General features: G+C 41.0%; 10 protein-coding genes. 3 read left to right on the top strand and 7 right to left on the bottom strand.

Features of this window, described 5'->3' with window-relative positions:
- Window positions 1–33: 33 nt before the first annotated feature.
- From eno to dgt, 6 genes are all read right to left on the bottom strand, one after another.
- Window positions 34–1,335 carry a phosphopyruvate hydratase gene (gene eno, locus P3L44_RS05195; protein WP_004260453.1) on the bottom strand — a complete coding sequence of 434 codons (1,302 nt, stop codon included), beginning with the start codon at window positions 1,333–1,335 and terminating at the stop codon, window positions 34–36.
- A gap of 65 nt (window positions 1,336–1,400) precedes the next feature.
- Window positions 1,401–3,038, bottom strand: a complete 1,638-nt coding sequence (pyrG, locus tag P3L44_RS05190) for a glutamine hydrolyzing CTP synthase (protein ID WP_004260455.1) — start codon at window positions 3,036–3,038, stop codon at window positions 1,401–1,403.
- A gap of 574 nt (window positions 3,039–3,612) precedes the next feature.
- Window positions 3,613–4,407 carry a nucleoside triphosphate pyrophosphohydrolase gene (mazG, locus tag P3L44_RS05185; protein ID WP_140171249.1) on the bottom strand — a complete coding sequence of 265 codons (795 nt, stop codon included), beginning with the start codon at window positions 4,405–4,407 and terminating at the stop codon, window positions 3,613–3,615.
- Between the two features lie 484 nt (window positions 4,408–4,891).
- A complete protein-coding gene (relA, locus tag P3L44_RS05180) occupies window positions 4,892–7,123 on the bottom strand; it encodes a GTP diphosphokinase (RefSeq protein ID WP_272662041.1) in 2,232 nt (743 codons plus the stop codon).
- A 16-nt stretch (window positions 7,124–7,139) separates the two neighbouring features.
- Window positions 7,140–8,471 (bottom strand): 23S rRNA (uracil(1939)-C(5))-methyltransferase RlmD, encoded by a 1,332-nt coding sequence (rlmD, locus tag P3L44_RS05175; RefSeq protein ID WP_140171252.1) that lies wholly within the window; start codon window positions 8,469–8,471, stop codon window positions 7,140–7,142.
- A 174-nt stretch (window positions 8,472–8,645) separates the two neighbouring features.
- Window positions 8,646–10,172: a dGTPase gene (gene dgt, locus P3L44_RS05170; RefSeq protein WP_200129260.1), complete on the bottom strand. Its 1,527-nt coding sequence runs from the start codon at window positions 10,170–10,172 to the stop codon at window positions 8,646–8,648.
- A 257-nt stretch (window positions 10,173–10,429) separates the two neighbouring features.
- Between dgt and mtnN the strand changes: the two genes are divergently transcribed.
- Window positions 10,430–11,122 carry a 5'-methylthioadenosine/S-adenosylhomocysteine nucleosidase gene (gene mtnN / locus P3L44_RS05165; protein WP_140171256.1) on the top strand — a complete coding sequence of 231 codons (693 nt, stop codon included), beginning with the start codon at window positions 10,430–10,432 and terminating at the stop codon, window positions 11,120–11,122.
- 68 nt (window positions 11,123–11,190) lie between these two features.
- Window positions 11,191–12,021 (top strand): vitamin B12 ABC transporter substrate-binding protein BtuF, encoded by an 831-nt coding sequence (gene btuF / locus P3L44_RS05160; protein WP_272662040.1) that lies wholly within the window; start codon window positions 11,191–11,193, stop codon window positions 12,019–12,021.
- Window positions 12,022–12,170: 149 nt separating this feature from the next.
- Here btuF and erpA read toward each other — a convergent pair whose 3' ends face one another.
- The gene (gene erpA / locus P3L44_RS05155; RefSeq protein WP_004260480.1) at window positions 12,171–12,515 is read right to left on the bottom strand and encodes an iron-sulfur cluster insertion protein ErpA; all 345 of its coding nucleotides are present in this window, start codon (window positions 12,513–12,515) and stop codon (window positions 12,171–12,173) included.
- A 213-nt stretch (window positions 12,516–12,728) separates the two neighbouring features.
- Between erpA and hemL the strand changes: the two genes are divergently transcribed.
- Window positions 12,729–14,018, top strand: coding sequence for a glutamate-1-semialdehyde 2,1-aminomutase (hemL, locus tag P3L44_RS05150; RefSeq protein ID WP_140171359.1), 1,290 nt, complete (start codon window positions 12,729–12,731; stop codon window positions 14,016–14,018).
- The last annotated feature ends 594 nt before the right edge of the window (window positions 14,019–14,612 follow it).

The following is a 14,612-nucleotide window of genomic DNA, read 5'->3' as shown; positions in this document are numbered from 1 at the left end:
TCCCTATTCATTAACTTGCTAAGCAATAAATAATTATGCTTGGCCTTTAACTTCTTTTAAGCCATTGAATGGTGCATTTTTACCTAATGCTTCTTCAATACGAATCAATTGGTTATATTTAGCAACACGGTCAGAACGGCTCATAGAACCTGTTTTTATTTGGCCTGCTGCTGTACCAACTGCTAAATCTGCAATAGTTGCATCTTCAGTTTCACCTGAACGGTGAGAGATAACAGCTGTATAGCCTGCATCTTTCGCCATTTTAATTGCAGCCAAAGTTTCAGTTAAAGAACCAATTTGGTTGAATTTGATCAGGATAGAGTTAGCGATGCCTTTATCGATACCTTCTTTTAGGATCTTAGTATTAGTTACAAACAGGTCATCACCAACCAGTTGGATTTTGTCACCAAGAACTTTAGTTTGGTATGCGAAACCATCCCAGTCAGACTCGTTCAGACCATCTTCAATAGATACGATTGGGTACTGTTTAGTCAGTTCTTCTAAATAATGTGTGAACTCTTGTGAAGTGAAGGTTTTGCCTTCGCCTTTCAGCTCATAATTACCGGTTTCTGCGTTATAGAACTCAGATGCTGCACAGTCCATCGCCAGTGTTACGTCTTTACCTAACACATAACCAGCTTGCTCAACTGCTTCTTTAATTGCTGCTAATGCTGCTGCGTTTGATTCTAAGTTAGGCGCATAACCACCTTCATCACCTACAGCTGTATTCATACCTTTAGATTTCAGTACTTTTGCTAAGTGATGGAAGATCTCAGAGCCCATACGGACAGCTTCTTTCAGCGTTGGTGCGCCAACAGGCTGGATCATGAATTCTTGGATATCAACGTTGTTATCAGCATGCTCACCACCATTGATGATGTTCATCATCGGCAGAGGCATAGAGTATTGACCGTGAGTACCATTCAAGTCAGAAATGTGCTCATACAGAGGCATACCTTTCGCCGCTGCTGCTGCTTTAGCATTTGCTAAAGATACAGCGAGAATTGCGTTTGCACCAAATTTAGATTTGTTCTCAGTGCCATCGAGGTCAATCATGATTTTATCGATGTTAGCTTGGTCTTTAGCATCTTTACCGATCAGCGCTTCTGCGATTGGACCATTAACAGCAGCAACTGCTTTCAGAACACCTTTACCCAGAAAACGTGCTTTATCACCGTCACGCAGTTCCAGAGCTTCACGAGAACCTGTTGACGCACCTGATGGTGCCGCAGCTAAACCAACAAAGCCACCTTCTAAATGAACTTCAGCTTCTACAGTTGGGTTACCACGAGAGTCAATGATTTCACGACCGATCACTTTAACAATTTTGGACATTAGGTTTTCCTCAGTACAAGTTAAATTTTGGGAAGTTGGTGCACCTGCGCCGACTTCCCCATATCTTATTTCAACTCACCTTTCTGGTACTTACCAGCGGCTTTAACAAAACCTGCAAACAACGGATGACCATCTCTTGGTGTAGAGGTGAACTCTGGGTGGAACTGACAAGCCACAAACCATGGATGATTAGGGTTTTCAATAATTTCCACCAGCTTATTATCCACTGAACGGCCTGCAATTTTTAGGCCCGCATCTTCAATACGTTTCAGTAGTAAATTATTCACCTCATAACGGTGACGGTGACGTTCAATGATAGTTTCTGAACCATACATTTCACGTACAAGGCTACCATTCACTAAATGACATGGTTGGCCACCAACACGCATTGTTCCACCAAGATCGCTCTCTTCTGAACGTACTTCAAGGTTACCCTCTTCGTCGCGCCATTCAGTAATCAGCGCAACAACAGGGAATTTACAATCCGCTTTAAATTCTGTTGAGTTTGCATCTGCCATATTGGCAACATTACGTGCAAATTCAATCAATGCGACTTGCATACCCAAACAAATTCCTAAGTAAGGGATCTTGTTTTCACGTGCATATTGAGCGGTCAGAATTTTCCCTTCAACGCCACGCTCACCAAAGCCGCCTGGTACTAAAATAGCATCTAAACCTTTTAGTAACTCAACACCTCGAGTTTCAATATCTTGTGAATCAATTAATTTGATGTTCACAGTTAAACGGTTTTTCAAGCCGCCGTGTTTTAATGCTTCAATTACAGATTTATACGCATCTGGTAACTCGACATATTTACCCACCATTCCAATGGTGACTTCACCTGCAGGATTAGCTTCTTCGTAAATAACTTGTTCCCACTCAGCTAAATTAGCTTCTGGCGCATCAATGCGGAAACGGTTACAGATGTATTCATCCAAGCCTTGTGATTTCAATAAGGCTGGGATTTTATAAATTGAATCAACGTCTTTGAGAGAAATAACCGCTTTCTCTGGCACATTACAGAACAATGCGATTTTTGCACGTTCATTTGCTGGGATCACTCTGTCTGAACGACAAATCAGCACATCTGGCTGAATACCAATTGACAGTAATTCTTTCACAGAATGTTGAGTTGGCTTAGTTTTTACTTCACCAGCCGCTGCAAGGTATGGCACTAATGTTAAGTGCAAATATAATGTGCGTTCACGGCCAACTTCAGCTGCCATTTGACGAATCGCTTCAAGGAATGGCAATGATTCGATATCACCAACTGTACCACCAACTTCAACCAAAACAACGTCATGGCCTTCACCACCACGGATGATGCGGTCTTTAATTTCATTAGTGATATGAGGGATAACTTGAATTGTAGCGCCTAAATAGTCGCCACGGCGCTCTTTGCGCAGAACTTCAGAGTAAACACGCCCAGTCGTAAAGTTATTACGACGTGTCATTTTAGTACGGATGAAACGCTCATAGTGACCTAAATCTAAGTCAGTTTCAGCGCCGTCTTCTGTAACGAAAACTTCCCCGTGTTGGGTTGGGCTCATAGTGCCTGGATCTACGTTAATATAGGGATCCAGTTTCATAATAGTCACATTGAGTCCACGGGCTTCGAGTATAGCCGCCAAAGAGGCTGCGGCAATGCCTTTACCCAGTGAGGATACGACCCCGCCGGTCACAAAAATATAATTAGTTTTCATGCTGAACCTGAAAGTTTAGGTTTAAAAGATGATGGATATAACAGGACGGGAAAACAGTATACCCGAACCTTAATTTCGCTACAAATGTTCTAAGCATAATAAGGCTAAATTTCATCAATACTCTAATATTATCAGCAAGTTAAAAGCGAAAAATATTTATCGCTTCAAAATTAGTCATCTTTATCTATTTTTATAGATTAACACAGTTCAAACACAAAAGCTAAATCCTTTCAGCTCATTGTATGGTGTAAAAAATGCGATTCTGCACTAACTTTGATTTTGAATAACTATTTACTCTAACTCTCCACATTTAACCTTCGAAAACTTCAACCTCCATATTATTTTTGAAGCTTTGTTTGGAGCCATTGCATGAGGTGATTTTAGAACAAACCAACCATATCGAACATATCGAATTTTTCTGTAGATGCTTCGTTCTATATATAATTAATGCTCTAGATAGTTCGTGCTACAGCTAGGCGGCAAGAGAGGATATCTCAGGGAGCATACACAAGTATGTGACCTGAGTAGCCGAACATAGCCAACAACGCTATAGTGCAAAATATGACGAACCATTTTATTCTTGACTCTTAACCTGCTGCCAAAGCCCTTCCATCTCATCAAGTGTAGCACTTTCTGTCGTTTTGCCACTTTCCGCTAGGCTTTTTTCGATTTGACGAAAACGGCCTTCAAATTTGTTGCAAGCTTTTTGCAACGCTATTTCAGGTTTATGACCTAAATGGCGAGATAAATTCACTACGGCAAACAATAAATCGCCGATTTCTTCCTCTAGGTGAGTTTGGTCAACAACCGCCTGTGTGGCTTCTTCCATCACCTCTTCAAGTTCTTCATGAACCTTACCCACAACAGGGCCTAGCGTATCCCAGTCAAAACCGACCGAAGCACAACGCTTTTGAATTTTATAGGCTTTCATTAGTGCTGGGAGCGAATTCGGGATATCATCTAGCACAGAAAACTGCGATTTTTCAGCTCGCTCTTTTGCTTTTCGTTTTTCCCACCCCTCAATCACTTCCGAGCTGCTCAATGTGTTATTTGTATCAAAAATATGTGGGTGACGATGTTCAAGCTTATCGCTCACTGCTTGGCAAATATCATTAAAATCAAACAATGATTTTTCATTCGCCATTTGCGCATAGAAAACCACTTGGAACAATAAGTCGCCCAGCTCACCTTTTAAGTCGTTAAAATCTTCACGTTCTATCGCATCAAGCACTTCATAGGTTTCTTCAAGTGTATAAGGTGCAATAGTTTTAAATGTCTGTACTTTATCCCATGGGCAACCTGTTTGTGGGTCACGCAGCTGTGCCATAATGGATAATAAGCGTTCGATTTCGGGTTTTTCCTGACTCATTGTATTAACCTTTGATTTTCTTTTGTTTCTAATTGTCATCTTTATCTCAAACTTACCAGATATAAAGGCAAATCAACAAATTTTTCCCAACAAAAGAAAAAACAAATAAAAGATTATTGAATATTTGCAAAAAATTATTTTCAAAATAGTTTGAATTGCAGCTAGGCGGCAAGTAAACGAGCCCCTAGGAGCATACATCAGTATGTGACTAGAGTGAGAGCGCGCAGCCAACAACGCTGCAGCTCAAAATATGAAGAAAATGTAGGAGCATACATCAGTATGTGACTAAGGTGAGAGCACGCAGCCAACAACGCTACAACTCAAAATATGAAGAAAACCACTGACAATATAACAGTACTGATTTTCAAAATAGTTTGAGATGTAGGTAGGCGGCAAGCGAAGATATCTCGGGGAGCATACATAAGTATGTGACCCGAGTAGCTAAGTGTAGCCAACACCCCTACAACTCAAAATATGAAGAAAATCACTGGGAATGGCGTTTTGCCTCAATAACATCCGGCAACTGATTTAATTTTGCTAACACCCGGCTCAGCACCTCAATATTATACAGCTCAATTGTCATATCTATCGTTGCTAATTGCTGCTTCACATCGCTGCGGCTACTGACGCCAAGCACATTAACCTTCTCATTAGCTAATATTGTCGTGATATCACGTAGTAGACCACTACGGTCATTGGCGACAACTCTAACCACGAGAGAATAACCACTGGAATAGTTTTCTCCCCAAACTGCATCTATCACACGTTCTGGCGCATGACTTTGCAGCTCAGCTAATTGTTCGCAATCCGCACTGTGAATAGAAATACCTCGTCCTTTCGTGATAAAACCGACAATTTCATCCCCTGGAATTGGCTGGCAACAACGTGCAATATGGTGCATTAGGTTACCAACCCCTTCAACCACCACTCGACCACTACCATGGGATGGTGCTCTTGGGAGTGAAGACTTACTTTCTAATGTCTTCATTGCCGCGCGGTCTTCTTCTTCTGCGGTGGCTTTGTTAAATTTGCTTTGCAGGAAATTCACTAATTGGTTGATACGAATATCACCACCACCAATTCCGGCTAAAACTTCATCCAATGAGTGAACATTATAGCGCGCGATTAGCAGTTTTTCGGCCTCTCGGAGGCTGATATCAAGCTGCGATAATTCGCTATCAAGAATTTGGCGCCCTGCGAGAATGTTTTTATCTCTATCTTGTTTACGGAACCAATTTTGGATTTTGGCTCGTCCACGGCTGGTTGTTACATACCCTAAGTTAGGATTTAACCAGTCACGGCTTGGGTTTGGATGCTTTTGAGTGATAATTTCAATTTGGTCACCCATTTGTAATTGATAGCTAAATGGAACAATACGCCCACCTATTTTTGCACCAATACAACGATGGCCGACATCACTGTGAATGTGATAAGCGAAATCAAGCGGCGTCGAGCCTGCTGGCAAATCCACCACATCCCCTTTTGGGGTAAAAACATACACTCTGTCATCAAACACTTGGCTACGAACTTCATCTAGCATTTCGCCAGAATCTGCCATTTCTTCTTGCCATGCAATCAGCTTACGTAACCACGCAATACGGTTTTCGTAGCTACTTCCTTTGCCAATACCAGTCGCGCCTTCTTTGTATTTCCAATGCGCCGCAACCCCCAGCTCTGCATCTTCATGCATTTGACGGGTACGAATTTGAATTTCAAGTGTTTTGCCGTTTGGCCCTAATACTACTGTATGAATCGATTGATAACCATTAGGCTTTGGATTCGCCACATAGTCATCAAACTCATCAGGAAGGTGGCGAAAATGGGTATGAACAATTCCTAATGCAGCGTAACAATCCTGCAAGCGTTCAACGACAATACGCACCGCTCGCACATCAAACAGTTCATCAAATGCCAATGATTTTTTCTGCATTTTACGCCAAATACTATAAATATGCTTAGGTCGGCCATAGATATCTGCTTGAATATTCTCTTTTAACATGTACTTACGTAAGGTTGTTACGAAAGTATCTATGTACTCTTCACGGTCAATACGACGTTCATGGAGGAGCTTTGCAATTTTCTTATATTCATCGGGATGCAAATAACGAAAACAAAAGTCTTCTAACTCCCATTTTAACTGCCCAATTCCTAGGCGATTTGCTAAAGGAGCATAAATATTTGAACACTCTTTTGCAGCTAAGACGCGCTCATCTTCCGTTGCATCTTTGACTTCACGTAAATGAGCAATTCGTTCCGCTAACTTAATAACAACGCAGCGAAAATCTTCCACCATCGACAATAGCATACGGCGAATATTATCGACTTGTGTCGAGCTCGTTTCACTCGATTGCGTGGCTTTGAGTTGACGAATCGCATCCATTTCCAGCACGCCTTTAACGAGTTCGTGAATGGATTGACCAAACTCATCAATAACTTCTTGCTCTTCCAACTTCCCCTCTTCCACTAAGGGGAAAAGCAAAGCCGCTTGTAAGCTGCCGATATCCATACTTAATGTCGATAGGATCTCGGTCATTTCAATACCGCGCCACAACAACAGAGAGGCGATTTCTTGTCCGGCTAATTTATCGTGACAATATTGCCAGGTATGGATGAGCTTTTCTTCTGATTGTTTATTGCTCAATCCCAGGCCGTTAACCCACTTTTCTGGGGCAAACTCACCTGCTGGGGTAAGATGCGCACTTCTTACTGCAACCATATGTTCTCCCTACCTATTAAACCTCTGGGCGACGGATAAATAACGCCATTGACTCTAAATGGCTAGTTTGCGGAAACATATCTAGCATCCGCAACTGTAATAATTGATAGCCCCCATCGAGTAAAGCTTTGCTATCTCTTGCCAATGTTGTGGGGTTACATGAAACATAGACAATTTTTTCTGGCATCAGTTTAATTAAATGTTCCATAACGCCAGCGGCTCCAGCCCTAGCTGGGTCTAATAACACTTTATTAAAGCCATGAACCGCCCAAGGTTGTGTGTGTATCTGGGCTTCTAAGTTTTCATTATAGAATGTCGCATTACAAATAGTATTGAGCTGTGCATTGTTTCGTGCCTGTTCGACTAAATTTTCCACACCCTCAACACCCACAACGGATTTCACTAACCGTGCAATTGGCAACGTAAAGTTACCCATTCCACAAAAAAGATCTAATACCCTATCTTCACTGTTTAGATCTAACCATGCTAAAGCTTGTTCTACCATCTGCTGGTTAACTTGCCCGTTCACTTGAATAAAATTTAACGGATTAAATTTTAGTAACTCCCCTGCAACTTGATATTCAGGTTGTGGCGAATTTGGTGACAGAGCCTGTAAGTTTTCATCATTACCCGCTAACCAGATAGACACTCCGTGCTGATTTTCAAAATCGCTTAACTTTTGGGTATCTGATAACGAAAAAGGGGTTAAGTAGCGAATCAATACAATTTTACAATTGTCTGCACGAATAAGTTCTACATGCCCCAGTTTCGCTTTATTACTGAGCTGGTTAATACATTCAGAAAGTGGTTTTAATAAAATATCCAAATCTGGGGATAAGATAGGACAATTTTTTATATCAACCAATGTGTTAGATTGAGATTGACGAAACCCCATAACGACATTTTTACTTTTAGGCTGATATTGTAGCCCTAATCGAGCTCGACGGCGGTAACCATATGGCTCACCACTAATCACCGTAGGAACAGATATATCTAGCGATGTTTCGCGCTGCATCAGGTAAGCTAAGGCATGAGCTTTGCTTTCTCTTTGCAGTGCAATGTCAACATGTTGCTGTTGACACCCCCCACATTGATTAAAATAACGGCACCGAGGCTTTACTCTTTGTGGGCTCGTGCTCAAGCGTTTAGTCACCTTCCCTTTAGCAAAATGCCGCTTCTCTTCCGTCAATTCAATTTGTGCTTCTTCTCCAGGCAATAAACCTGTTACAAAAATGGTTTTTCCTTCGATACGGGCAACACCTTGCCCAGCAGCATCGAGGCTATCAGCTACAACCGTGATTTGACGGCGTGAAGTGGTACGGCGATTAGGAGAGTAAAATTGAGCCATAAAGTAGTCACTACAGAGTATTAAGTTATAAAAATCATGATTGCCGAATTTTCAATTTTAATGCGTTGTTTTTTCGCTAATTAATCCAGAAAAACGGTCAGTCCCATTATACCTGTTTTTCCTATCATTTGATTGACTACTTTTCCATTTTTATTATGCCATTCAATTATTATATTAGTTACTAACCATAAATTTACGATATTCTTCATAGGCATAGTGGTCTGTCATACCGCTAATATAGTCTTGAATCAAACGAGCTCGATAATAAAACTCCAGAATAGATTTATCTGCTTCATTCGTTGCAGAAATTTTCTCAAGTGCTTCCGTGTAAGATAAGCGATGCTTATTAGATAATTTATGGAACAATCTCGTTTCAATGAAAAAGTGCTTGTGGTAATTTTTTTCAACGAGCTCAGCAAAATCCCTTCTATTCATCATCAGTAATGGGCTATAAAAATCTAATAACCCACTGATAATTCGATAGCCTTGCAACTCTAACTCTTCAACTTCATGGTGGTTAAATACATGTTTAAAAGCCACTGTTTTCAATACTTTCAGTAATCTATGTTCTGGGCTTTTATCTTCTAACAAAGCGCTGTTAAAAGTGCCATTATAAATTTCAGGCAGATGTTTAATAAACTGCAGTGCACTGTAATGAGACAACTTCCCTGTAATATTCACGCGCAAATACATAAAGAACTGATCTTGCTGAATACGCCTTGTGTGGTTGTCACTGATATTATTGAAAGCTCGCATGACAGTTTGATCGAACAAATCATTTTGTTCAATATCACCCCACTCTGCTTTTAAGTACTCAATCAACTGCTCAACAGTAAAAATGCCTTTTTCCGCGGCATCATCTAAATCAGCAATACAATATGAAATATCATCAGCCGCTTCCATAATATAGGACAGAGGGAAACGGCAGTATTTCTCCATATCGAGTTTTTTGGTTAACTCACTGACAAAGTCCACCTCTGACCAATAATAGCCTGGTTTTTTCATCAAATAATCAAACTCAGGGGGAATTGGCTCCAAATCATAAGCTCCACGCGTATATTTTAAGATAGAACCAATTTGTGCATAAGTTAAGTTTAGTTTGAGTAAACGATGCGCCATGCGCAGCCCTTGCGCATTACCTTCAAATGAGCATAAATCCTGCTTTAATTGACGGCGGAATAAGTCTTGCTTTTCATTTCCAGTTAATTGTAATGCCGGTATTTGGCATGGGTCAGGGGAATTGGGTGTATATAAGTAACTTGGCGACAGTAACTTGGTAAACCACCGTTGAATTGCGGCCTCACCAAAGTGCCCAAATGGTGGATTACCGATATCATGCATTAAACAAGCCATTTCGACTAAGCTTTCAAACGCATCACAACGTTCATTTAACCCATAGGGCTCCAGTAACTTTTTCTTTTTTAATTCACCTAAAACCGTTTTACTGATGTAACGGCCAACCTGCTGAACCTCTAGTGAGTGAGTTAATCGGCTACGCACTGCTGCGTTTTGCTCTAAGGGAAAAACTTGTGTTTTTTGTTGTAAGCGGCGAATGGCTGCTGAATTGATAATCCGCCCACGATCACTTTCAAATAAGCGATTAACCGCATCTTCATCTTTAGATGAAATTTTTTGGTTTTTCGCACTGCTCATGTAGTTACGCTGAAAGTTTAGCTTCTTAACAAAATTAATCTCACCCACTCTGCCACCTTCCCTATTTCGATTGATGTTTCATTATATAGCCTAAATACAGGAAAAAACCTTCACGACTCACCTTTCAATGTTACACTTCGTGCATCTTTGTAATTTCGTTGTCAAAATTCGAGTTGTTGCAATTAAAATTGCGAGCCCACTCGAAGAATGCAGCAATAACACAATAAAACATTATCGTCCCTAGTCAAAATATTGACACTATATTGACATTAATAGTGCAAATTGTGCAGGGAAAAGGAGACAAAATGAAAGTTGGAATAATTGGTGCCATGGAACAGGAAGTGGCGATTTTGCGCTCACAAATTGAAAACTGCCAAACTATTAACCGTGCTGGTTGTGAGATTTATACAGGCCAAATTAATGGCGTTGACGTTGCGTTATTGAAATCAGGTATTGGTAAAGTCGCAGCCGCAATCGGTACAACACTATTATTAGAGCATTGCCAACCAGATGTCGTGATTAACACAGGTTCCGCAGGTGGTTTAGACCCTCATTTAAACGTCGGCGATATCGTGGTTTCTACAGAAGTTCGTTACCATGATGCTGATGTGACCGCATTCGGTTATGAACCCGGCCAAATGGCACAGTGTCCGCCAGCTTTCGTTGCTGATACTAAGTTAATTGAAGTTGCTGAGCAGTGCATTAAGTTATTGGATATGAACGCTGTTCGTGGATTAGTCTGTAGCGGTGATGCTTTTATTAATGGTGCTGAGCCACTAGCGCGCATCAAAGCGATGTTCCCACAAGTTGCGGCAGTAGAAATGGAAGCCACCGCGATTGGTCAAGTATGTCACCAATTTGGCATTCCATTTGTCGTCGTTCGTGCCATTTCAGATGTTGCAGATAAAGAATCCCACACGAGCTTCGATGAGTTTTTACCTGTTGCTGCCCGTCAATCTTCCCTGATGATCACAGCAATTTTAGCTAAACTCGCTTAATCATTTGCAAAAAAGGTATAACCATTTGTTAGTTATACCTTTTAATTAATTCTACGATGAATTTTGTTATGAAACGAATTACGCATTATTTTTCCCTTACTATCACCTTATTATGTGCTTTATTGGTGGCCTTTTCTGCTCTAGGAGCAACAAAGCAGCGCGTTATTAGTTTATCACCGGCCAATACTGAACTTGCTTATGCAGCAGGGCTTGGAGATAGCTTAATTGCGGTCAGTGCTTACTCCGATTACCCAGAGCAAGCAAAAAAATTAGAACAAGTCTCTGATTGGCAAGGTTTAAATGTAGAACGTATTATCGCACTTAAACCTGATTTAATCCTCGCATGGCGAGGAGGTAACTCCCAGCGGCCTCTTGATCAACTCGCAGGCCTCGGTATCCCAATTATTTATTTCGATCCTCAAACTATTGATGATGTCATCAACTCAGTGATTGAATTAGCACAATACAGCCCAACCCCAGAGATAGCACAACAAAATGTTGAAAAAATGCGCTCTAGGCTCGCTCCTTATCAAAAAGAAAAAATTTCTAATAAAAAATCAAAGAAAGTGTTCATTCAACTCGGTACTCAGCCTTTATTTAGCGCAGGTAACCACACGCTGCAAAATGATGTCGTAGAGTTTTGTGGTAGTGAAAATATTTTTGCTAATAGCGCAGTTCAATGGCCTCAAGTCAGTCGTGAGCAGGTGCTCACTCGCAAGCCAGATGTAATTATTATGACTGGTTCAGCCGAACAGGAAAAAACAGTGAAAAAATTTTGGCACTCACAGCTCAATGTTCCAATTATCCGATTAAATGAAGATTGGTTTCACCGAGCAGGCCCAAGGATTGTTAATGCGACAGAACAACTGTGCGAGCAGTTAAACGCATTATCTGATTGAGAATTACAAATTACAAATTACAAAAATTTTCTAAATAGTTCGAGTTGTGGCAAGGCGGCAAATGAAGATATATCGGGGAGCATACATTAGTATGTGACCCGAGTAACTGAATGAAGCCAACACCGCCACAGCTCGAAATATGACGAAAATTAGACGCTGAAAGACGAACCACACCCACAAGTAGACTTAGCATTCGGATTGGTCACAATAAAGCGCGAACCTTCTAAGCCTTCAGTATAATCAACACTTCCACCCACTAAATATTGTAGGCTCATTGGGTCTACGACAAGAGCAACGCCTTGTTTCTCTATTGTCATATCGCCTTCATTGATCTGGTCATCAAATGTGAAACCATATTGGAAACCGCTGCATCCGCCACCAGTGATATAAACACGCAGACGCAGGTTTGGGTTGTCCTCATCAGAGACCAGATCTTTAACTTTAATTGCTGCCGCATCAGTAAATTGCAAAGGCAGAGCTGCATCATCACTCATTTTTTACTCCAAACCGGTGACCGGTAAATTCATGTGTAGGCTTAAACCTACTCAGATCAATTAACCTAATTATCCGCCACTTGACTAAATGGTTCAAGTGTTGTTACGCAATTAGACACATTGTGCATATCTTCGTATCAACATTTGGTTTAATTGGTGTGGTGCTTTAGAATGAGAGCAATTTTTTTCTTAGCCTCTTTCTGGAGCCCTGCGATGTCACAATCTGAAAAACTTTACGCACAAGCAAAAGAACAAATTCCTGGTGGTGTAAACTCCCCTGTTCGTGCTTTTAATGGTGTTGGTGGAACCCCATTATTTATTGAAAAAGCGGATGGCGCTTATATTTATGACGTTGATGGTAAAGCCTATGTAGATTATGTTGGCTCATGGGGACCAATGGTTTTAGGCCATAACCATCCTGAGATCCGTGATGCCGTGATCAAAGCGGTTCATAAAGGATTAAGTTTTGGTGCTCCGACTGCCGCTGAAGTTGAAATGGCTGAATTAGTTTGTGAACTAGTCCCCTCTATGGATATGGTACGCATGGTAAATTCAGGCACTGAGGCTACCATGAGCGCAATTCGCCTAGCTCGGGGTTACACAGGCCGTGACAAAATCATCAAATTTGAAGGCTGCTATCATGGCCATGCAGATTGCTTATTAGTCAAAGCGGGCTCTGGTGCGCTTACTATGGGCGAACCAAACTCTCCTGGCGTTCCTGAAGATTTTGTAAAACACACATTAACTTGTACCTATAATGACCTATCTTCAGTCCGTCAAGCATTTGAAAATTATCCAGAAGATATTGCATGTGTCATTGTTGAACCTGTTGCTGGAAATATGAATTGTGTACCACCAACAGCTGAATTTTTACCCGGTTTACGTGCATTATGTGATGAATTCAATGCCGTACTCATCATTGATGAAGTCATGACAGGCTTTCGCGTCGCATTAGGTGGAGCACAAGATTACTACGATGTTCAGCCTGATTTAACCTGTTTAGGTAAAATCATCGGTGGTGGTATGCCTGTTGGTGCCTTCGGTGGCCGCCTTGAAATTATGGAAAAACTAGCACCAATTGGACCTGTTTACCAAGCTGGGACCTTATCTGGTAACCCTGTCGCGATGGCTGCTGGCCTCGCTTGCTTAAAAGAAGTCTCTCAGCCGGGAGTCCACTCACGTTTAAATGAATTAACAGAAAAGTTAGCTCGTGGTTTAAAACGTGTTTCCGCAGAGCAAGGTATCCCGATGGTTATCAATCACGTCGGTGGCATGTTTGGTATTTTCTTCACCGACGCCCCAACCGTAACTTGCTACCAAGATGTGATGAAATGCAACGTTGAGCACTTTAAGAAATTTTTCCATTACATGTTAGAGCAAGGTATTTACCTCGCGCCTTCTGCATTTGAAGCTGGCTTTATGTCTATCGCCCACAACGATGAAGACATTGAGAAAACTATCAAAGCCGCAGAAACTGCATTGATGAAAATTAAAGAGAATTAATTCACATTGATGTTATAGAGGTGAAATTTTATCCATTTTCACCTCTATTTTTTATAGTTAAGAATAGATAACTCTAGGTTCGACACCACAATTCCCTAACTAATTAGTATTCAAATAATTAGCCTTTCAAATAAGCAATTCGCCAACTAATTAATTCTCTAAATAGTTCGAGTTGTGGCAAGGCGGCAAATGAGGAAATCCCTAGGAGCATACACAAGTATGTGACTAGGGTTGACGAATGAAGCCAACACAGTCACAACTTGAAATATGACGAGAAAAGCCTTACACCACAATTCCCTAACTAATTAGCATTCAAATAATTAGCCTTTCAAATAAGCAATTCGCCAACTAATTAATTCTCTAAATAGTTCGAGTTGTGGCAAGGCGGCAAATGAGGAAATCCCTAGGAGCATACACAAGTATGTGACTAGGGTTGACGAATGAAGCCAACACAGTCACAACTTGAAATATGACGGAAAAGCCTTACACCACAATTCCCTAACTAATTAGCATTCAAATAATTAGCCTTTCAAATAAGCAATTCGCCAACTAATTAATTCTCTAAATAGTTCGAGTTGTGGCAAGGCGGCAAAT

It is taken from the genome of Providencia sp. PROV175, from assembly GCF_032707045.1.
GTDB classification, from domain to species: Bacteria; Pseudomonadota; Gammaproteobacteria; order Enterobacterales; family Enterobacteriaceae; genus Providencia; species Providencia hangzhouensis.
This window is presented reverse-complemented; position numbering and strand designations above follow the sequence as displayed.